The sequence below is a fragment of the Ruegeria sp. AN6 genome, from assembly GCF_056540425.1.
Map to the genome: position 1 here is coordinate 21,292 of NZ_JBQFWR010000002.1, position 18,574 is coordinate 39,865.

Here is an 18,574-nt window from a genome sequence, read left to right on the forward strand (position 1 = left end):
CGCCGGGTGAATCGACTACATACGAGTATGAACGCCGACCCGGCAAAACCACCCAAATCCTGAACCGGGCCATTCTGTCTCAGCCTGGCCTTCTCGCTTGTAGCGGATAGAAACTCAGGCGTATATCTCGGGCTAGGATGAAAGACTTTTTCCGCCAGATACTGCCTTATGCGCTGTCCCTGCTCGTACTTGTCACGGGGCAGGGCCTTGCTGCATCGCGCGGCATTGATCGTGCGGTGGGGCAGATGGTTCTGTGCACCGGAACCGGGCCTGTGGTTGTGTATATGGATGACGAGGGTCAACCGACACGTGCGCCGCATTACTGTCCGGACTATGCGCTTAGCCTGCTGGGCGCTGTGCACGATGCGCGCGCTGCCCTGCCTTTGGCTCCGTCCAGGGCGTTGCCCGCTCCACCACTACGCTCGGCGGATTTGATTTCGGCCCCCTTGCCACGGCATCCTGCCCGCGCTCCTCCGATCTCTGTCTGAATTAGACATCTAACAAAATCAGAAATTTACGTAAGGAGAGTCGCAATGACCCTCAAATCCACTTTGCTCGCAACTTTGGCTGCGCTTTCATTCACCTCAGGCGCCATGGCTGCCGATGCTATCGTTGTTGACGATGCCTACGCGCGGTCCTCAGGTAAATCCGCCAAGGCCGGTGCCGCCTTCATGGTAATCGAAAACCACAGCGATACCGATGACCGCCTGATCGGCGTCAAATCAGATGTGGCAGGGCGTGTAGAGCTTCACACCCACAAGGTTGATGAAAACGGCGTTGCCCAGATGATCCATGTCGAGGAAGGATTTTCCATACCGGCAGGTGAAGCCCACCTGCTGAAACGTGGCGGTGACCATGTCATGTTCATGGGACTCAATGCGCCATTTGAACAGGGATCTTCTGTGCCGGTGACGCTGATTTTTGAACAGGCCGGAGAGGTTGTTGTAGAAATCCCGGTAGATTTGGAGCGGTAGGATCAGGGCGGGCACGGCTCACGCGACCACTCGCATTCGAACTAATCCGCCGTTTCATCAGCCATCATCAAGGCATTAGGCCGGACAATGCCCGGCCTATATTGCTAGCGGTTGACAGTTTTCATTCCCAACCGATCACCTGCATTTTTGAACCGTGCGGCCAGAAAGAACATCACGATGGCTGAGGTCAACGCAAAGAAAGCAATTGCCCAACCCAAAGCCACCATTCCGCTGCCGGGCCAGAATATAAGCACCAGCCCGATGATGAGGGCAAAGATACCTGAATTTCGCACCGTTGCACGCTCGGGATCCTGTGGGTGCATCTGAGGCAGGGCCATGAAGGAGCCTATGGCCACGAATAACGCCATCGCCCCCATCAGCGTAAATGCCAGCCACGCCACTCCCTGTGGCCAGATCAATAGTATCAATCCGATCAGAGCAGCACCGATGCCAAAGCCTCCAACCAGCCCACGTCGCCCAAACCCAAGCCAAGTGAGCGCACCATCCAGAATAAGCAGCGCCCCCACCAGCCGCAGCAATACTGAGATACTGCTGGTGGGCCAGAACAGCGCCGCAATCCCGATCAGACCGGCCAGAATTCCGCGCAGCAAGAAGGTCCACCACAGGTTGGCAAGATTCTCGCTTAAGGTGTCACGCGCGTTGATGCTGCTATCGTCAAGGATTTCTCCGTCTTTGGGTGGTAGATCTGTCATGAACTCACTCAGCATTATTGTTTTCAGCACCATAGACGCGAAAGCGCTGCTCTGTCTGCCCCTATCGCGTGCGGCCCCGTACCAACATTTCATTGACCCAACGCGGGATCACCTCGGTAGCAGGCCCGAGGTGAGTCTCATCAAAGACGGACGCCCCAGAGGAAGGTTCAAGGTTCAATTCTATCGTTCGCGCACCTCCGGCCCGTGCCTCTTGCGCAAAACCTGCCGCCGGATAAACCTGACCTGAAGTGCCGATTGAGGCGAACAGTGCGGCTTCAGCCAGGTGATCGTAAATTTCATCCATAAAATAGGGCATCTCACCAAACCACACCACATCGGGTCGGGCCGTCGGTTGAAAGCAGGCTGGGCAAGGCTCGTGTACCTCCATCTCGGGTGGCGAGGTCCAGCGGTGCCCGCAAACTCCACATAGGGCACCGGCCAGCGTGCCATGCATATGGAGCACCCGTGCAGCCCCGCCTGCCTCATGCAGGCTGTCGACATTCTGCGTGACGATGACCACTCCGCCGGGCCATCGCTTCTGCAGCCGGGCAAGCGCCCGATGTGCGGCATTGGGCTGTGCCTTGGCGGCCTGCACCCGGCGGGCATTGTAAAACCCATGCACCAGTGCCGGATTGCGGACGAATCCTTCGGGCGTTGCGACATCCTCGATCCGGTGCTGCGCCCACAGGCCGCCTTCGTCGCGGAACGTGCCCAGCCCGCTTTCGGCGGAAATTCCGGCTCCAGTCAGAATGACGATCTTTTCCATGGCCGCCGCACGCGCTACACCCATTCCCATGACACACCGTATCCTTTTCGTCTGCCTGGGCAATATCTGCCGCTCTCCGGCAGCCGAGGGCGTTTTTCGCGCCCGCGCGCGCCATCACCAAACCGACAGCGCCGGAACATCGGGTTGGCATATCGGTGATCCGCCCTATGGCCCAATGCAAAAAGCCGCCCGCGCCCGCGATATTAACCTCAGCGACCTGCGCGCCCGCCAGTTCGTGGCCGAGGATTTCCACCGCTTCGATCTGATCATCGGTATGGATGCGGACAATATCGCCAATATCGAAGACCTGCGCCCCGATGGCAGCGATACTCCTGTCCGCCTGCTAACCGATTTCGCGCCACATTCCGGTGCCGATCACGTGCCCGATCCGTATTATACCCGCGATTTCGATGGAGCGCTGGACCTGATCGAAATTGCTGTTGAGGGCTTGCAGGCGTACCTGAGCGCTGAGCTATAGAAGCTGGAGTACGCCCTGCATTCAGGGCACTGAACGCACCGATGCCTGCGCAGAGCTCATCTAGATCGATGCTGTACTGCGCACCAATGTCCGAACCGAGGTGAGCAACAAATATGGAGGGGCATGTACCCCTCCTTTTGAATCTTGGTTCTATTCGTCCGGGTGAAAGTGTACGTCCATTAGACCTTCCCCTTGAATCAACAGAATTGTTGGTTCGTCGGATATCAATCCCGGAGCAAAGAGGGGCCACACACCGGTATAGAATAGGACCACTATGTTTGAGTGATGCGGCGTTGTGGTGCGAGACCGCCAGTGTAAGGTTGAGCGCTCGCGCCTTCTAACTCTCTTCCAGCACCTTCTTGGCCACACGGAAGCACTCCAACGCCTGCGGCACGCCGCAATAAATTCCAATCACGTGAACGATTGCTCGGATTTCTTCTTTGGTGACGCCATTATTGATGGCCCCGCGGCAGTGGGTCTCCCATTCAGTCATTTTGCCTAGTGCGCCAATCATCGAGAGGTTCATCATCGACCGGGTCTTTGCGTCGATCACGTCATCCCCCCAGCCAAAGCCCCAACACCACGCGGTCATGGCCTCCTGAAACGGGCGAGTGAAATCATCTGCTGTAGCCAAGTTCTTTTCGACATATTCAGCCCCCAGCGTAGTTTTGCGCTGTTCGAGCCCTTTCAGAAACAGATCTTCGTCAAATACGCTCATGGTCTAGTCCTTCAGTTTGATGGCGACGTTTTTGGTTTGTACATAGTTCCACAAGGCTTCGCGCATCTGGGGGGCGGCGTCGTGGCGCAGTCGAGGTTGCAGGTGAAAACACCGCCGACCAACTATAAGATGTGCCATTGGCAATAATTTGGGTCAGCATATAGCCGCCCATGGCCTGTACCATGTGACCATGTTCGATTGGGCGCAGATCGGACAAGGCACCTGATAGATGCGCGCGTTTTGCAGCCATATCGGCGCTGACAACCTCACCCGCATCCGTAAGTGCACACTCGGCCAGCTTTTCGTCGGTGCCAGGGTTCAACGCATGGAACTGGCTGGCTCTGCCGTTGACTAACGCGCCATCAATGTAGCTTAGCCGATAGGCCTTCATCACAGATTGATCAATATGTTGGTGCATTGTGCATTAATGTTCTTGACCATCTACGGCCTCGCGCATCCAGCGCTGCAATGCAGCGATGGAATGCTCTGAACTGACCCCGCAGTTGGGGTCCAGCACAAGGGGACCGGGGCGATAACCACGAGATTTCAACCCACGCTGCACGCTTTCCACGAGGTGGATGTCCTCTTTTACTGTTGTTTCGCGATCTTGAGCTGCAAGGCCCCGGATTACCTCACTTTCAGCACCTTCCGGCGTAAACCAGCCGCGCCAGACGGTGCAGTTTTCATGGCCGTGGGCACGCCAGTGGTAGGTGTTCAGAACATTGCCCGGATAGCATTGGAATGAGAACATGGGCCATAGGAACCAGCTCTGGTAATCCCCTGCATGGGGCACCGACATGTCCACGGGATAGGTCATCTTTTCCATTGGCTGACATTCGGTCGTATGGCGCAGAACATATCCGCCGTCCGCATCCGGTTGGATGTCATAGGTTTCCGGCTTGATTACACCCTCGGCGAAAGTCGCGTGGTTAATGGGACAGTGGTAGCACTCTGAGTAATTCTCGACCGAGACCTTCCAGTTGCAGTTCTCAGGCACCTCGACCCATTCCAGAGGGGCAAGCCTGACGACATTGGGAACGAATTCGGCGATCTCTTCACGGACACCGGGGAACCAATCGTCCATCGGCGCCGCATCGTCATCGAGGTTGACGAAAAGAAAGCCATGGAAATCTTCGGTCCGGACTTCGGTCAGGCAGATCTCAGAGCGGTCAAAGCCCGGAACGGATTTGATGTTCGGACCCGCGCGCAAATGTCCAGTCAGTTCGTAGGTCCAGGCATGATAGGGGCAGACCACCACACGAGTGTTACCAGTCCCGGTGACCATTTCGTGGGCGCGGTGTTGGCAGACGTTATAGAAGGTGCGGATCACTTGGTCCCGGCCACGGATCGAGAATAGGCTTTGGCCCGCAATTTCAAAAGTGAAATAGTCACCGACATTGGGAAGCTGGCTGACATGGCCCGCGAATTGCCATGTCCGGGCAAGCAGGCCGGACATTTCTTGCGCATAAATATCGGGATCGGTGTAATAACGCGCGGCCAAAGACCTGATGGGTTCGGTCATGTCTTCTCCTCGTGATACAGTCCCAGCTGGTGGCGACGGTTGTGGAATTTCTCGACCCGTTCGACGATCTCGTCGCTGGCAACGGCGATGACGAATGACAAAAGTGTCTCGAGCAGCGCGATGATGCTGACCGAGGACGGGAAGAATTGCGGTGTATCGACCGATACCACGAAGTCATGATCGGCCAGACGCAGGATCGGGCTGGCGGGACTGTCGGACAGAGCGACGATGACCATGCCCTGTTCGCGCGCTATCTCGACGGCTTTGACCACTTCGGACCGGTAGGGTTTGCAGGTGATCGCGATCAGCACGTCACTTTCATCTGCCCACGCCAGATCATCGACAGGGGTCGAGCCCGGACGCGGGATGGCGTGAAACTCCTTCATACCGGTCGAGGCCAGATAGGTGAAATTGCGCGCGATCGAGTTGTTGACGCCCACGCCAAGGGTAAACACATTGCGCGAGGCCCAGATCGCCTCGGCCGCCGTCTTCAGGTCGTCGGTCAAGATACCCGCAAAGGTCTCTTCGACGTTGCGCAGCACGTCCTGCACTATGTCGGCATACAGCCCGCCCAGATCGTCCGATTTGCGAATGTCCTGAAGCCAGCGCGCGCGGTCCGGGAAGTCGGCGGCGCCGCGTCGGATGGCATCGCGGAAGGGCGCGCGGAAATCTTCGTAGCCTTCGAACCCGACCTGACGGGCCATGCGCACGACGGTGTTGGGTTTGACATTCGCAGCCTCTGCGATTTCGCGCACCGTCGATACCCCCACATCACGGGGGTTTTCCAAGACATAGGTTGCCGCCTTGCGTGCCTCGGGCGTCAGCTCGGAAAGCTCATCGGCCAGACGCTCGAGAATCGTATTTGATACATTTGTCCCATTCATGATTGACGATGGTATTTTTGTTTGCTTAGCCTGTCGAGAGGAAAACGACTCGAAAAGGATGTTGTCGTGGCAAGTGAGTTTCCATCCCACGCACGCGTGGTCATCGTCGGCGGAGGCATCATGGGCGTCGGGCTGGCCTATCATCTTGGGCATGAAGGCTGGGGTGAGGAAACGGTGTTGCTTGAAAAGGCCGAGCTGACCTCGGGCAGCACATGGCACGCCGCCGGACAGATCACACATTCGACCTCGTCCTTTGGGTTGGGGAAGTGCGTGGACTATAATATCGGCCTCTATTCCGGTGGATTGGAAGCGGAAACAGGCCAGCCGGTGACATGGCACGGCTGCGGGTCGTTTCGCCTAGCCTATACGGAAGACGAAATGGACTGGTTGCGCCATACGCTATCGGTGGGTCGTTCGCTGGGTTTCAACATCGAACTGGTTGGGCCGGAAAAGGTGGCCGAGTTGCACCCGTTCTATAACCTCAGTGGTGTTCTGGGCGCACTTCACACGCCGGATGACGGTCACGTGGACCCGACGAATGTCACGATGGCGATGGCCGCCGGGGCCCGTCAAATGGGCGTGTGTATCATCCGCCAATGCCGCGCCACCAACATCACGCAAGCTGACAATGGCGAATGGGTCGTTGAGACAGAGAAAGGCACAATCACCTGCGAGCATGTCGTCAACGCCGGCGGCACCTATGCGCGGCAGATGGGCGAATGGTCGGGGCTGCAATTGCCCATGACCTCGATGACGCACCATTACTTCGTGACCGACGAGGTGCCCGAATTCCAGGGTCTCGACGTAGAACTGCCCGTCATTCGCGACGACAAGAAAGTTTCGGGCTATATCCGGATGGAGCAAAAGAAGGGCCTGATCGGGATTTACGAGAAAGAAAACCCGAACTCGGTCTGGCACGATGAATGCCCATGGCATTACGAGAATTGGCTGTTTGACGCGGATTATGACCGTGTCATGCCGTATTTGGAAGAAAGCCTGAACCGGATGCCGATCTTTGCCGATCTGGGCATTCAACGCGTGGTGCACGGCGCGATCAGCCATCCCCCAGACGGCAACCCGCTGATCGGCCCGGCACCCGGTGTGCGCAATTACTGGTGCTGCTGCGGCACTCAGATCGGCATTGGATGGGGGCCCGGCCTGACCCGCGAGCTGGCGCGCTGGATGGTGCATGGGGCGGCCGACATTTCGATGCGCGAATTCGACCCGCGCCGGTTTGGCAGTTATGCCACGAAGGACTGGCAGGTAGTGAAGGCCGAAGAGGATTACTGCCTGCGCCACGAAATCCCCTTCCCACATTTCAACCGTCTGGCTGGACGCCCGATCAAGCCGTCCCCCGTGCACGATCTTCTGAAAAGCAAAGGTGCCGTGCATGAAGAGGTCTATGGCTTTGAACGTCCACGCTTTTTCGCCAAGGGGATCGAACAGTGCGACCACTATTCCTTCAACCGTTCCCCCGTCGACGATATGGTCGCGGCCGAGGTGAATGCGGTGCGCACCGGCGTCGGCATCATGGATGTTACCGCCTTCGCAAAGGTGCTGGTCGAAGGGCCGGATGCATACGCATTGCTGGACCGGCTGACCGCCAACCGAATGCCGCAGAAGATCAGCTCGATCACCCTGACCTACATGCTGAACCGCGCTGGCCGGATCGAGCTGGAAACGACGATTGTGCGGATGGCTGAAGACAGCTTCTATCTGGTCTGCGCCGCTTTCTTCGAACAACGCCTGCTGGACCACTTGAACCATCAACGTGCAGAGGAAGATGTGACGATAACGGCCCTGTCGTCTGAGTGGAGTGCACTGTCCCTGAACGGTCCCAAGTCGCGTGACGTGTTGGCCGCTTGCACCGATGCCGACTTGTCCAACGCCGGGTTCCGCTGGCTGTCTGCGCAAGAAATCACGGTTGCAGGTCACAATGTCTGGGTATTCCGTATGTCTTACGCGGGCGAGCTCGGTTGGGAATTCCACATGCCCAATGACGCCAGCCTTGATGTCTACACTACGCTGTGGGCTGCGGGTGAGATACACGGCATTGCCGATTACGGCAGCTTCGCGATGAATGCGATGCGTATGGAGAAGGGCTTCAAGGGCGCCGGCGAATTGACCAACGAGGTCACACTGGCCGAGGCCGACGTGCTGCGCTTTGCCCAGACGGACAAGGAATTTCTGGGCCGGGACAAGACGCTGAACACAGACTTGCCGTGGGTCTGCGCCTATCTGGAAATCGAGCCCGACGGTAAAGCGGACGGCCACGGCGGAGAGGCGGTGATTTTGAACGGGCAGGTGGTCGGATCCACAGCGTCCGTGGCCTTTGGCCCAACAGTAGGGAAGATTTTGGCCTTTGCCTATGTCAAACCTCACGCCGCCAATCCCGGCACGGCGCTTGAAGTGGTGATCCACGGCATCCGCCGCGCAGCCCGTGTGCTGGGCGATCCCGCCTACGATCCCAAATCCGAAAAGCCCAGAACCGACGCAAGGGAGATCGCGTGACACAAGCACAGTTCTGGAAACACGCAGCAGCCGAGCTTGTCCGCTGCTTTCGTACCCACCCCTCTCTTGCGGAGTTCAGTTCATTTCCGACTGATCTTGTGCCACAAAAGGTCACAGCGCGGGCCTTGCCTCCGCTTGATTTGCTGGCAACTGACCAAGCGTTGCGGTCTGGGACAGTCTCGACCTTGTGTGACGCTGTGCTTGCGCTTGCCTGCGATGCGCACTGGCTCGAGCATTATCGAGATAGCGGGATAGGCGATCATTTCATGGATCGGTTTGGCTGCTTCTGTCTGGTCGGCGATCAGGGCGGCTTTGCATCAGACCAACTCCGTGTCTGGCTGGTTTATATGCCGCCACATCTGCACTATCCGTGGCATCATCACCCCGCGGAAGAGCTTTATATAGTGCTTGCCGGGCAGGCAGAGTTCCTACGTGCCGGACAAGCTAAGCGCTGGCTGAGCTCTGGCGACACTGCGTTCCACGCCTCTAACCAGCCTCACGCGATGACGACGGGCGCAGACTCGGTTCTATGTCTGGTATTCTGGCGCAATCAGTTCGAGTCCGGGCCGCAACTGACTGATGGAAATGACATATCATGAAAATCTCTCGCATTTCGTTGTGGTCTGTCGATCTGACCAGCCATGAGACCTACTACATGGCCGAGGGCAAGACCTGCGACACGGTCAAAAGCCATGTCCTGTGTCTGGAGACCGATAACGGAAAGAAAGGCTGGGGCGAGGTCTGCCCCATCCCGCATTACCTGCCCGCCTTCGCCAATGGTGTCCCCGGTGCGATCGAGGAAATGGCACCCGAAATCCTCGGAGTCGAACCGTTCGGCATTGATGCCCCAATGCGCAAACTGGATGCGTTCCTGCAAGGACATTTCTATGCGAAATCTATCGTCGACATGGCGTTGTGGGATCTGTTCGGCAGAGCGAGCGGGCAGCCCCTTTACGCGCTGCTTGGTGGCCGCACCCAAGCTGACATGCCGCTCTATCACTCGATCACCTGCATCGCGCCCGACGACATGGCGCGGATTGCCCGCGAAGCTTATGCGACGGGTATCCGACAGTTTCAGGTCAAGCTTGGGGCCGACGCCGACTGGCAAGCAGATGCCGAACGGTTGGCCAAGGTACGCGAGGCCGTGGGCGACGGCCCACTGGTCTATGGTGACTGGAACTGCGGGGCGACAAAACTTCAGGCCACGCGGACGGGACGCGCGGTGGCACATCTGGATGTTATGCTGGAGCAGCCCTGCAAAACGCTGGAAGATTGTGCAGCTGTCAGACAGGCAACTGGCCTGCCTATGAAAATCGACGAAAATGCCTATGATCTGGCGTCGCTCATGCACGCGCACAAACTTGGTGTGCTGGACGCAGTCGCCTTGAAACTGTCGAAACTCGGAGGGCTTTCCGCGATGCGCCGCGCCCGTGATCTGACTGTGCATCTGGGGGCTGAGATCTGCGCGGAATGCACTTGGGGATCAGACATCGTCACCGCCGCATCGCTGCATTTCGCCGCCTCGACACCGCGAGATGCCCTACTGAACACCTGCGATCTGTCGTCCTATGTAGGGCCACGCATTGCGCCGGATTGTCCGTCCCGCAAGGATGGTCGTATCGCACCACCAGAAGGCCCCGGGCTTGGGGTGAGGCCCGATCCGGACATCCTTGGAACCCCAATTCTTGAACTGGACTAACCTATGCAGAAACTGACCTCTCAAGCCGATTGGATCGCCCGTGCCCGCACCGTGTTGCCTGCCGGAGGCTTCGGCAATTTCGATCCCGGCATAGTCATCGCGCGCGGTGAAGGCAGCCGTGTCTGGGACGAGGATGGGAACGAATATGTCGACTATCTGATCGGCTCCGGCCCGATGCTTCTGGGGCATGGCCATCCCGAAGTCATAGAGGCCGTTCTTGAGCAGCTCCCCAAGGGCATGACCTTCTTTGCTAACAATGCCAAGGGCATCGAACTGGCCGAGGCGATTGTTGAGGCGGTACCGTGCTGCGAACAGGTCCGGTTTGTGGCCTCAGGTGGCGAGGCCGACATGTACGCCATCCGTCTTGCCCGCGCCTATACCGGCCGCGACAAGGTCCTGAAGTTCGAAGGCGGATACCACGGGATGAGCGCCGAAGCACAGATGAGCCTTGCGCCCGAAGTCCGCATCAACTTCCCCCAAGCTATTCCCGACAGCGCGGGCATCCCGCAAGGGGTCGCTGATCAGATGCTGATCGCCCCGTTTAACGATCTGACCGCGGTCGAGGCGCTGCTGGCCGAAAACAAGGACGTTGCCGCGATAATCGTAGAGCCCCTGCAGCGGATAATTCCCGCCTTGCCCGGCTATTTGCAAGGGCTGCGCGACCTGTGTGACAAATACAGTGTCCTCTTGATCTTTGACGAAATCGTCACGGGATTCCGGTTGGCCTATGGCGGCGCACAGGAACGCTATGGAGTGACTCCAGACATCTGCACCTTGGGCAAGATCATCGGCGGCGGTTTTCCTCTGGCTGCCATTGGGGCCAATACCGAGATCATGCAGCATTTCGACAAATCTATTGTCGGCGCGAACAAATGGCTAATGCAGCTTGGCACACTGTCAGGCAATCCGATCGCTGCCGCAGCCGGCCTTAAGACGATGGACATCCTACGCCGCGAGGGCAGCTATGACCGCCTGCGCGCCATCGGAAAAGAGCTGCAAGACATGCAAAGTGAGGAGTTGAGCAAGGCTGATATTCCGCATCAAATCTGTGGTGATGAGACCTTGTTCGACATCTTTTTTACAGCCAGTGTTTGCAGAGACTATCGGACCGCCAAGCATGACGACCCAAAGCGTAACGAAGCCTATAATGCGACGCTACAACACCACGGCATCTTCAAGTCGCCCGGCAAACTCTATCCTTCACTGGCGATTTCCGAGATGGACCTTGAGCTGACAAAAAATGCAGTTCAGGCAGCGGTGCGATCCATTCATGCTTGATTAACTTATCACCTTCAGCTGCCCGTCCAGCCACGGTAACTGCGCCAAAGCAGGGTCAACAATCTGGCTCTGCATTAGTCGCTTAATCATATCCGCCACTTCCTGCGGCACCTGATCCGACCAGTCGGAGCGAGTAATCAGTGAGATTCTGCGCGCGAACTCGCCAAACGGGGCAGGGTGCGCCTCCAGCCCGTCATGGAACCGCGCGGCGCGCATATAGCCCAGCGGTGTGGTGATTGCCCAGCCCAAGCCCCGCGCTACCATCGCCATTAATGCCAGATGCGAGCCGATTTCGAACCGTTCTTCAAACTCCATTTGCTGCCGGGCCAGATGACCTTCGATCTGGCGGCTGATCAACTGTTCACGGGCGTAGCGCAGGAAGGGCAGATCTTGCATCGGCTGCTCTGCGCCCTTGGGCGCGACCAAAATGAAGGGGTCTTGGACCAGAGGGTATTCGATGACACCTTCCAATACTTCACCAGAATGGGCCGAGACAGCCATGTGTAACCGCTGTGCCTCCAGTGCTTCGAACAGATCGAGGCTCGACAGCGTGATCAGCTTGAATTTCGACCGAGTCAGACTATCGGCTAGCAGGGTGGCCAGCCTGGGCGTCAGATCATTGTCGAAATCGTCGATCAATCCGATGGACAGAGTGGTCAGATGCCCCAGATCCATGACCGCCAGTTCGCTCTGCGCCACTTGCAGCTCACCCAGCACCGCTTGAGTGCGCGCCAGGAAACTGCGCCCGGCCTGCGTCAGCCGCATCGGTCGCCGCCCGTGATCGACCAGATCGGTGCCCAAGGCCTTTTCCAGATTGCGCAATTGCTGAGACACCGACGGCTGGCTGAGCCCCGTGATCTCGGCCGCCTGCGCCACCGATCCGGTCCGTGCCAGCGCCTCGAACACCTCAAGGCCCCGCAGGGTCAGCCCTTTCATCACCATCGCACATACCTTTCGCTGCGCCTTTTTTGAGGCGCAGCGTGCATCAGGTCAAGGATTGCCTCTGGCTCAGCTGCAGATCGCCTGCGCCATCTGGCCAAAGTTCTGATACCGATCCCACAGCGCATCATCGCGCGCGGTCTGCGACATCTTCAACTCCTGCGCCTGATGGGGGTCTTCGAACCACTTTGCCACGGTCTTCTGATCGCCACGCGTCAACGCCTGATCCGCCACGCGCTGAATGCAAGTGCATCGCGCCCGCGTCGCCGCCTCACGGTCTGATGCCAAACACGCCCGCTTGATCTGCGCCGCGTCCACTGTGTGGGCCACCGCCGTCACCGATGCCGCACAAAATGCGATTAGGAGGAACTGTTTCATACTCGAGCCTCGTTTTTGCCTGCCCGGACGGGTCTTATGCCCCTCTCGGTCTGCGGCGGAGTATGAATCAAAGTGGATTCGGGATCAATCGGGTGGTTCGAAAAAGTGATTGCACGCGGCTGGGATGTCGCGTTTTCTGGCCCGACTTTGTTTAGAACTCTTTCGTGAGACCAATATGCTTAAGAAATACGGACGCACGTTTCACTTGCCGGAATCCCCCGGGGCTACCAGCGATGATAAGATAATGTCCAGCATTGATGAATTGGCTTCGGCTGATGAGGTGGTCTTCACCGAAAAGATGGATGGTGAGAATACAACAATCCATAGTCAAGGCTGTCATCCTCGTAGCATCGACGCTAGATATCATCCGTCGCGCGATTGGATGAAGGCATTCGCAGCAGGCATTGCGCCTCAACTTGCCGAGGATGAGCGCATTGTCGGCGAGTATCTGTTTGCGCGTCATTCAATCGCATATTCAGAGTTGCCAACTTATTTTCTGGGGTTTGGCTGGATAATTGCAGGCGTTGTTCAGTCTTGGGACACGACGTTGTCACGCTTTGAAGAACTTGGGATCGTCGCTGTTCCCGAATTTTATCGCGGACGGTTCTCTGCTAAGGTTGTGGCGGATGTGATCGCAGACTTGAATCTGGATACTCAGGAGGGTTTTGTCGTCCGTACAACAGCTGCGTTTAACGAAGAAGACATGCCCACTCATCTCGCGAAATACGTGCGCGAGGGCCATGTGCAAAGTGAGACGCATTGGATGAACGCGGAGTTGGTTAAAAACAGGTTGCTCTGAACGGTCATAGGCCTCGCAATCAAAGGGTTTCGCCGGGCTCTCGTCCCACCTTGACCGCGGCCCATTTCCGACGCATATCCCCAACCCATGACAGACCTCGCTCATATCCGCAATTTCTCCATCGTCGCGCATATCGACCATGGCAAATCCACCCTCGCTGACCGGCTCATCCAAGAGACCGGAACGGTCAAGGATCGCGACATGAAGGAACAGCTGCTCGACAGCATGGATATCGAGCGCGAGCGTGGCATCACCATCAAGGCCAACACGGTTCGCATCGACTATACCGCCGACAATGGCGAGCAATACGTGCTAAACCTGATCGACACTCCCGGCCACGTGGACTTTGCCTATGAGGTCAGCCGCTCCATGCGCGCGGTCGAAGGCTCTCTGCTGGTTGTGGACTCCACCCAAGGGGTCGAGGCGCAGACGCTGGCGAATGTGTACCAAGCCATCGACGCCGATCATGAGATCGTTCCGGTGCTGAACAAGATCGATCTGCCCGCCTCCGACTGTGACCGCGTAGCCGAACAGATCGAGGATGTGATCGGCATCGACGCGACCGACGCCATTCAGGTCAGCGCCAAGACAGGGCAGGGCATCCACGAGACGCTTGAGGCCATCGTGCAGCAACTGCCCGCACCGCAGGGCAATCTGGATGCGCCGCTCAAGGCGATGCTGGTGGATTCGTGGTACGACGCCTATCTGGGCGTCATCGTTCTGGTCCGCATCATGGACGGCACGCTTAAAAAGGGCATGCGGGTCAAGTTCATGTCGAACAACACTCTGCACCATGTCGACCGCGTCGGTGTCTTCCGCCCAGAGATGGAGATGGTCGACAGCCTCGGCCCCGGTGAGATCGGCTTTCTCACCGCATCGATCAAACAGGTCCGCGACACCCGCGTTGGTGATACCATCACCAATGACCGCAACGGCACCGAAGAGGCGCTGACAGGATTCAAACCCGCGCAGCCGGTGGTGTTCTGTGGCCTCTTCCCCGTCGACAGTTCCGAATTCGAAGACCTGCGCGATGCGATCGACAAACTGGCGCTGAACGACGCCAGCTTTAGCTTTGAAATGGAAACCTCGGCAGCGCTGGGCTTTGGCTTCCGTTGCGGCTTCCTGGGCCTTCTGCACCTTGAGGTCATCCGCGACCGCATCGAACGCGAATATGATATCGAGCTCATCACCACCGCGCCCTCGGTGATCTATCACGTCTACATGAAAGACGGCGAGATGATCGAGCTGCACAACCCCGCCGACATGCCCGACCCCTCCAAGGTCGACCATATCGAAGAGCCGCGCATCAAGGCGACCATTCTGGTGCCGGATGAATACCTCGGCGATGTGCTGAAACTCTGCCAGGACCGCCGCGGCATCCAACTGGACCTGACCTATGCCGGCACCCGCGCCATGGTCGTCTATGACCTGCCGCTGAACGAGGTCGTCTTTGACTTCTACGACCGCCTGAAATCGGTGACCAAGGGCTATGCCTCGTTCGACTACCAGATGACCGGCTATACCGAAGACAATCTGGTCAAGATGTCGGTGCTGGTGAATGACGAACCGGTCGATGCGCTGTCGACCATGGTTCACCGCGACCGGGCCGAGATGCGGGGCCGGGCGATGTGCGAAAAGCTCAAGGACCTGATCCCGCGCCACATGTTCAAAATCCCGATCCAGGCCGCCATCGGAGGCAAGGTCATCGCCCGCGAGACCCTCTCGGCCCTGCGCAAGGACGTGACCGCGAAGTGTTACGGAGGCGACGCCACGCGGAAACGCAAACTGCTGGACAAGCAGAAGGCGGGTAAAAAGAAGATGCGCCAGTTCGGGAAGGTGGATATCCCGCAGGAGGCGTTTATTTCAGCGTTGAAGATGGACAGTTAAGGCGCGCAACTTCAACAGGTTTAAGGTTGTTGTCGCTTAGCTTTACAGCTTGAGCACTCAAGAACCATTGAGCCATTCTGAAGGTACTGCCACGGCGTAGCTGGAAGCCGTTACGCCATTTTGCTCCAACATTCTCGATGCCGAGGCTGAGTCCGTCATCACGAATATTGGCACTCCAATTTCTGCATTTGCTATACAGGCTTCCCTGAAACTTGGCCAATTCGTGCCAGATTCGGTTGAGTTCATATCAGCAGGCAATGGGACGAATGCGTCTGTCCCAAGCGAATCTACGTTGTGCACGGTGAGTTCTAAGCCAGCGGGAAAAATATCAGTTTGCTCACTCAAACCACATACTTCGTCAAGAGAGTACGCCCGTTTGGCAACGGTTGCGCTCCTTAGCGCCTTTGTTGCGGAGAGTCTGACAACCTCTAGCGGATTAGATTTATCCACTGCAGAATAAACTACAGGCCTAGAAACTTCTGCTTGGCTCGCATCATTTTTCTTAGAGTCAAACAGTAGATGTATGGCAGAAAAGACCAAGATTCCGCCAATGATACCAAATATGTGATATTTAAGGTTTCCAACCATCTTCTGACCTCACAACTGGGCGAAAGAGAGTATCGTTAGAAATAACCCCGGAATGCCTAATGAACTAATAATACATAATAACACGTTTGTATGTTTTTCGTAAGAACCTGCGATTCCGCTTAGAACCCAAATAGCTATGATAACCAACGAAAAGAACGAGAAGTTGATTCCAGTGAAATCTAACGTTGTCTTTAAGTTCGCGCCTGCGGAGTTGAGCAATGGGGAAGCTAATGCAACTGCAGATGCAATATAAGCAACAAAAATCGTAACGCCGGTGCCAAGCACATTTTCCGGGCAGCCATCTTTCTCACAATAGGTTCTAGTTATTTTTATATTCTTAAACATTTGATCAATTATTCGGTGAAAGCTAAGTGTGCGTGATGCTCATGTCAACGGAGCAGACTTAGCAGGACCTACGTACGCAATCAGTATGCGTAGCCTGCCTATTTTTTCCCAACAACAACTTAGGTGTCTTCGTTTGACCAACCGACCCGCCCGGCGGCACCGCCGGGCCGCGCCGACCCGCCCCCGTCAAACCAAAGGTTTGCCTCCGGCAAAACGGGCGGCGCGTTTGCGCCTCCCCTCGGGCCGGCGCTGCCCTCAGTTCTGTTGATCGAACGGCTTTAAAAGCCCGCTCTACGGATGGATTGGTGGGTTGAAAACCCACCCTACGTAGGATGGGTTTTTAACCCATCACCCACACTGTGACCCACCTCACAGCCCCAACCCCTCCCTCCTGCTAAACTTGACCCAACGGAACCCTCGGCAGGAGGCGCAGATGTCCACATCCATGATCCCCATTATCGCCCTCGGGTCGGCGGGTCTCTATTCCGTGGCCATGATCGCGATGAAGTTCTGGTGGAAGCTCCCCGGCGTGGGTCTTGGCCTGCTAATCGTCGCGACCCTGTTGGCCGGGGCAACGCTCGAACTTGCCGCGCTGCGCGAGGAACGTCTGGGCATCATCTATACCGGCATTCTGGGGGCCGAGGTTGTTTTGATCGCCATCGCCTCGTTCTTTCTGTTCGGCGAGAACTTCTCGTATCGCGAGGCGGCAGGTATCGGTCTGGTCATCCTCGGCACCGCGCTGGCCTGGGCCTGACGCAAACATTACCGCTTTATGAAGTTTCCCTTAGGTAAGTTGTAACCGGCACACCTCCGCCCAATCTGTATGCCACAGCAAAGATGTTCGTTTTTGAACTCTAAAGAGTCGCATTCAGGAGGAGATCCCCATGACCAGATATTTGACTGCCGGAGCAGCCGCTCTGGCCACCAGCCTCGCCCTCGGAACCGCTGCACTGGCCGACACCACGCCGGACCTGCGCGGCACGTGGTTGGGGTCTTATACGACCGTGCAGCCCAGCCATTATTACAAGGGCGATCAGCCCCGCTTTAATCAGGCCGAATGGATGCTCGACGTCCAGATGCAGGAAGACAATGTCTTCTGGGGCCCCAGCAAATGGCGCCGCGAGGGCGACACTGAATGGAACGAATACGAAGCCACCGGGACCATCAGCCTCGATGGGTCCGGCTCGATCGGCATCGTTGAAACTTCACCACTGGTGATTGGCGCGAATGCGTTGATCGATGCGCGGTACGAGGACGGCAAGATCTTTGCCGATTTCCGTAGCCTGCGGAACGGAACGACCTACAGCACCGTTCTGGAACGTCAGGTGAACTGAAGCGTTTCCGGCTCGATTGGATGTTAAAGGGGGTTAACGCCGCTGAGATTTGTGACTGCGGCATGGATAATAGGTTTCCCGTTCAGGTCGGAGCGCTTCTCATCAACAATCGTCTCCACAGGGAGGAGACGGGCCGGGCGGCAATCTCGCCGCCCGCGACAGGGTTCAGACCCCCGCGTTCGAGAATGCGGCGTTCCTCGGCACGGGTCATCTGGATCTCGCGGACCTTCAGCGCGGCGTCGCGCGCGGTGAGGTACCTGCCGTCCGGCCTTGAGAGTACCGCTTGATAGGAAGTGAAATTACCCACTGCAGGGTATCTGGGTAGCTGTCCCACTCCACTGGATCGTTTCGTGGATAGGGCTCATTGCCAGCCCATCGGATTCTCAAGGCTGCTGCCATGTACAGGTTGGTTGAGTTCTGATCCCGCAACATCTGGATTGCCTGATCAGCCAGATCTTTGGACGGGCAATAAGTGGACCAGGCACTCAGTTCGGTATCATCGTATAGCACAAAGAGGATATTCGGGGCACCTTCCGCGGAAGCCTTTGGCGCGACCCGAGCCCAATCGGATTCAGAATCCCTGACATTCAGTTCGATTGTGCCATTGAACCCGGGTTAGCCCAAGGGCCTCTTCATTTCTGGCACGTCCTGCGCCAGCAACGGTTAGTGCTCCGACGACTAAAATGCGACTGATCATCAACAGAAATTCCCTTGAAATGGATTATTCGTGAAGCCAAGAGTTCTTTCTGAAAAATATGGTA

Annotated in this window: 21 protein-coding genes; 11 read left to right on the plus strand and 10 right to left on the minus strand. The window is 57.1% G+C overall.

What is annotated here, in order from left to right:
* The first annotated feature begins 137 nt into the window (after positions 1-137).
* Both ACR0MQ_RS04275 and ACR0MQ_RS04280 read left to right on the plus strand, forming a co-directional pair.
* The gene (locus ACR0MQ_RS04275; protein ID WP_010441725.1) at positions 138-488 is read left to right on the plus strand and encodes a hypothetical protein; all 351 of its coding nucleotides are present in this window, start codon (positions 138-140) and stop codon (positions 486-488) included.
* 45 nt (positions 489-533) lie between these two features.
* A complete protein-coding gene (locus tag ACR0MQ_RS04280; RefSeq protein ID WP_010441726.1) occupies positions 534-974 on the plus strand; it encodes a copper chaperone PCu(A)C in 441 nt (146 codons plus the stop codon).
* A 104-nt stretch (positions 975-1,078) separates the two neighbouring features.
* On the opposite strand, the gene ACR0MQ_RS04285 is transcribed toward ACR0MQ_RS04280, so the two are convergent.
* Together ACR0MQ_RS04285 and ACR0MQ_RS04290 are read right to left on the minus strand one after the other, a co-directional pair.
* The gene (locus ACR0MQ_RS04285) at positions 1,079-1,687 is read right to left on the minus strand and encodes an HdeD family acid-resistance protein (protein WP_050806461.1); all 609 of its coding nucleotides are present in this window, start codon (positions 1,685-1,687) and stop codon (positions 1,079-1,081) included.
* A gap of 61 nt (positions 1,688-1,748) precedes the next feature.
* A complete protein-coding gene (locus tag ACR0MQ_RS04290) occupies positions 1,749-2,453 on the minus strand; it encodes an NAD-dependent deacylase (RefSeq protein WP_480606215.1) in 705 nt (234 codons plus the stop codon).
* A gap of 28 nt (positions 2,454-2,481) precedes the next feature.
* Here ACR0MQ_RS04290 and ACR0MQ_RS04295 point away from each other — a divergent pair, with 28 nt between their 5' ends.
* On the plus strand, positions 2,482-2,931 hold the full coding sequence (locus ACR0MQ_RS04295) for a low molecular weight protein-tyrosine-phosphatase (protein WP_029621970.1): 450 nt from the start codon (positions 2,482-2,484) through the stop codon (positions 2,929-2,931).
* Between the two features lie 337 nt (positions 2,932-3,268).
* Here ACR0MQ_RS04295 and ACR0MQ_RS04300 read toward each other — a convergent pair whose 3' ends face one another.
* From ACR0MQ_RS04300 to ACR0MQ_RS04315, 4 genes are read right to left on the minus strand one after another with little or no spacing between them, the layout of a single operon-like run.
* Positions 3,269-3,649, minus strand: coding sequence for a carboxymuconolactone decarboxylase family protein (locus ACR0MQ_RS04300; RefSeq protein WP_010441730.1), 381 nt, complete (start codon positions 3,647-3,649; stop codon positions 3,269-3,271).
* Positions 3,636-4,067 (minus strand): aldehyde dehydrogenase family protein, encoded by a 432-nt coding sequence (locus ACR0MQ_RS04305; protein ID WP_170772653.1) that lies wholly within the window; start codon positions 4,065-4,067, stop codon positions 3,636-3,638. The genes ACR0MQ_RS04300 and ACR0MQ_RS04305 overlap by 14 nt, the downstream gene beginning before the upstream one ends.
* Before the next feature lie 6 nt (positions 4,068-4,073).
* Positions 4,074-5,171 (minus strand): aromatic ring-hydroxylating oxygenase subunit alpha, encoded by a 1,098-nt coding sequence (locus tag ACR0MQ_RS04310; RefSeq protein WP_170772651.1) that lies wholly within the window; start codon positions 5,169-5,171, stop codon positions 4,074-4,076.
* Positions 5,168-6,055 carry a MurR/RpiR family transcriptional regulator gene (locus tag ACR0MQ_RS04315; RefSeq protein WP_010441733.1) on the minus strand — a complete coding sequence of 296 codons (888 nt, stop codon included), beginning with the start codon at positions 6,053-6,055 and terminating at the stop codon, positions 5,168-5,170. Before ACR0MQ_RS04315 ends, ACR0MQ_RS04310 begins: the two co-directional genes overlap by 4 nt.
* Positions 6,056-6,121: 66 nt before the next feature.
* Between ACR0MQ_RS04315 and ACR0MQ_RS04320 the strand changes: the two genes are divergently transcribed.
* The 4 genes from ACR0MQ_RS04320 to ACR0MQ_RS04335 are packed head-to-tail and all read left to right on the plus strand — an operon-like array spanning position 6,122 to position 11,543.
* Positions 6,122-8,566, plus strand: coding sequence for an FAD-dependent oxidoreductase (locus ACR0MQ_RS04320; protein WP_480606218.1), 2,445 nt, complete (start codon positions 6,122-6,124; stop codon positions 8,564-8,566).
* Positions 8,563-9,165 (plus strand): dimethylsulfonioproprionate lyase family protein, encoded by a 603-nt coding sequence (locus ACR0MQ_RS04325; protein WP_480606220.1) that lies wholly within the window; start codon positions 8,563-8,565, stop codon positions 9,163-9,165. Before ACR0MQ_RS04320 ends, ACR0MQ_RS04325 begins: the two co-directional genes overlap by 4 nt.
* The gene (locus tag ACR0MQ_RS04330; protein ID WP_170772646.1) at positions 9,162-10,265 is read left to right on the plus strand and encodes an enolase C-terminal domain-like protein; all 1,104 of its coding nucleotides are present in this window, start codon (positions 9,162-9,164) and stop codon (positions 10,263-10,265) included. Before ACR0MQ_RS04325 ends, ACR0MQ_RS04330 begins: the two co-directional genes overlap by 4 nt.
* Positions 10,266-10,268: 3 nt before the next feature.
* Positions 10,269-11,543, plus strand: a complete 1,275-nt coding sequence (locus ACR0MQ_RS04335; protein WP_170772644.1) for an aminotransferase class III-fold pyridoxal phosphate-dependent enzyme — start codon at positions 10,269-10,271, stop codon at positions 11,541-11,543.
* Here the strand turns inward: ACR0MQ_RS04335 and ACR0MQ_RS04340 are convergent, their stop codons facing one another.
* Complete coding sequence (locus ACR0MQ_RS04340) at positions 11,544-12,485, minus strand: LysR family transcriptional regulator (protein ID WP_170772641.1); 942 nt, start codon at positions 12,483-12,485, stop codon at positions 11,544-11,546.
* A 66-nt stretch (positions 12,486-12,551) separates the two neighbouring features.
* A complete protein-coding gene (locus ACR0MQ_RS04345) occupies positions 12,552-12,860 on the minus strand; it encodes a hypothetical protein (RefSeq protein WP_170473067.1) in 309 nt (102 codons plus the stop codon).
* A 244-nt stretch (positions 12,861-13,104) separates the two neighbouring features.
* On the opposite strand from ACR0MQ_RS04345, the gene ACR0MQ_RS04350 reads away from it, so the two are divergent.
* Together ACR0MQ_RS04350 and lepA are read left to right on the plus strand one after the other, a co-directional pair.
* Positions 13,105-13,659: an RNA ligase family protein gene (locus ACR0MQ_RS04350; RefSeq protein WP_480606226.1), complete on the plus strand. Its 555-nt coding sequence runs from the start codon at positions 13,105-13,107 to the stop codon at positions 13,657-13,659.
* A gap of 87 nt (positions 13,660-13,746) precedes the next feature.
* Entirely contained in the window at positions 13,747-15,546 is a 1,800-nt protein-coding gene (gene lepA / locus ACR0MQ_RS04355) for a translation elongation factor 4 (protein WP_170424201.1), read from the plus strand.
* Positions 15,547-15,603: 57 nt separating this feature from the next.
* Here the strand turns inward: lepA and ACR0MQ_RS04360 are convergent, their stop codons facing one another.
* Together ACR0MQ_RS04360 and ACR0MQ_RS04365 are read right to left on the minus strand one after the other, a co-directional pair.
* On the minus strand, positions 15,604-16,134 hold the full coding sequence (locus ACR0MQ_RS04360) for a hypothetical protein (RefSeq protein WP_480606230.1): 531 nt from the start codon (positions 16,132-16,134) through the stop codon (positions 15,604-15,606).
* Positions 16,135-16,143: 9 nt separating this feature from the next.
* Positions 16,144-16,479, minus strand: a complete 336-nt coding sequence (locus ACR0MQ_RS04365) for a hypothetical protein (protein WP_480606233.1) — start codon at positions 16,477-16,479, stop codon at positions 16,144-16,146.
* Positions 16,480-16,912: 433 nt separating this feature from the next.
* Here ACR0MQ_RS04365 and ACR0MQ_RS04370 point away from each other — a divergent pair, with 433 nt between their 5' ends.
* Together ACR0MQ_RS04370 and ACR0MQ_RS04375 are read left to right on the plus strand one after the other, a co-directional pair.
* The gene (locus ACR0MQ_RS04370) at positions 16,913-17,233 is read left to right on the plus strand and encodes a hypothetical protein (protein ID WP_058277004.1); all 321 of its coding nucleotides are present in this window, start codon (positions 16,913-16,915) and stop codon (positions 17,231-17,233) included.
* Between the two features lie 130 nt (positions 17,234-17,363).
* Positions 17,364-17,813, plus strand: a complete 450-nt coding sequence (locus ACR0MQ_RS04375; protein WP_170772633.1) for a hypothetical protein — start codon at positions 17,364-17,366, stop codon at positions 17,811-17,813.
* Positions 17,814-18,574 lie beyond the last annotated feature (761 nt).

Coding starts and splice junctions, on each gene's coding strand:
- ACR0MQ_RS04275 (WP_010441725.1), top strand. CDS start 138: ATGAAAGACTTTTTCCGCCAGATACTGCCTTATGCGCTGTCCCTGCTC.
- ACR0MQ_RS04280 (WP_010441726.1), top strand. CDS start 534: ATGACCCTCAAATCCACTTTGCTCGCAACTTTGGCTGCGCTTTCATTC.
- ACR0MQ_RS04285 (WP_050806461.1), bottom strand. CDS start 1,687: ATGACAGATCTACCACCCAAAGACGGAGAAATCCTTGACGATAGCAGC.
- ACR0MQ_RS04290 (WP_480606215.1), bottom strand. CDS start 2,453: ATGGAAAAGATCGTCATTCTGACTGGAGCCGGAATTTCCGCCGAAAGC.
- ACR0MQ_RS04295 (WP_029621970.1), top strand. CDS start 2,482: ATGACACACCGTATCCTTTTCGTCTGCCTGGGCAATATCTGCCGCTCT.
- ACR0MQ_RS04300 (WP_010441730.1), bottom strand. CDS start 3,649: ATGAGCGTATTTGACGAAGATCTGTTTCTGAAAGGGCTCGAACAGCGC.
- ACR0MQ_RS04305 (WP_170772653.1), bottom strand. CDS start 4,067: ATGCACCAACATATTGATCAATCTGTGATGAAGGCCTATCGGCTAAGC.
- ACR0MQ_RS04310 (WP_170772651.1), bottom strand. CDS start 5,171: ATGACCGAACCCATCAGGTCTTTGGCCGCGCGTTATTACACCGATCCC.
- ACR0MQ_RS04315 (WP_010441733.1), bottom strand. CDS start 6,055: ATGAATGGGACAAATGTATCAAATACGATTCTCGAGCGTCTGGCCGAT.
- ACR0MQ_RS04330 (WP_170772646.1), top strand. CDS start 9,162: ATGAAAATCTCTCGCATTTCGTTGTGGTCTGTCGATCTGACCAGCCAT.
- ACR0MQ_RS04335 (WP_170772644.1), top strand. CDS start 10,269: ATGCAGAAACTGACCTCTCAAGCCGATTGGATCGCCCGTGCCCGCACC.
- ACR0MQ_RS04340 (WP_170772641.1), bottom strand. CDS start 12,485: ATGGTGATGAAAGGGCTGACCCTGCGGGGCCTTGAGGTGTTCGAGGCG.
- ACR0MQ_RS04345 (WP_170473067.1), bottom strand. CDS start 12,860: ATGAAACAGTTCCTCCTAATCGCATTTTGTGCGGCATCGGTGACGGCG.
- ACR0MQ_RS04350 (WP_480606226.1), top strand. CDS start 13,105: ATGTCCAGCATTGATGAATTGGCTTCGGCTGATGAGGTGGTCTTCACC.
- lepA (WP_170424201.1), top strand. CDS start 13,747: ATGACAGACCTCGCTCATATCCGCAATTTCTCCATCGTCGCGCATATC.
- ACR0MQ_RS04360 (WP_480606230.1), bottom strand. CDS start 16,134: ATGGTTGGAAACCTTAAATATCACATATTTGGTATCATTGGCGGAATC.
- ACR0MQ_RS04365 (WP_480606233.1), bottom strand. CDS start 16,479: ATGTTTAAGAATATAAAAATAACTAGAACCTATTGTGAGAAAGATGGC.
- ACR0MQ_RS04370 (WP_058277004.1), top strand. CDS start 16,913: ATGTCCACATCCATGATCCCCATTATCGCCCTCGGGTCGGCGGGTCTC.
- ACR0MQ_RS04375 (WP_170772633.1), top strand. CDS start 17,364: ATGACCAGATATTTGACTGCCGGAGCAGCCGCTCTGGCCACCAGCCTC.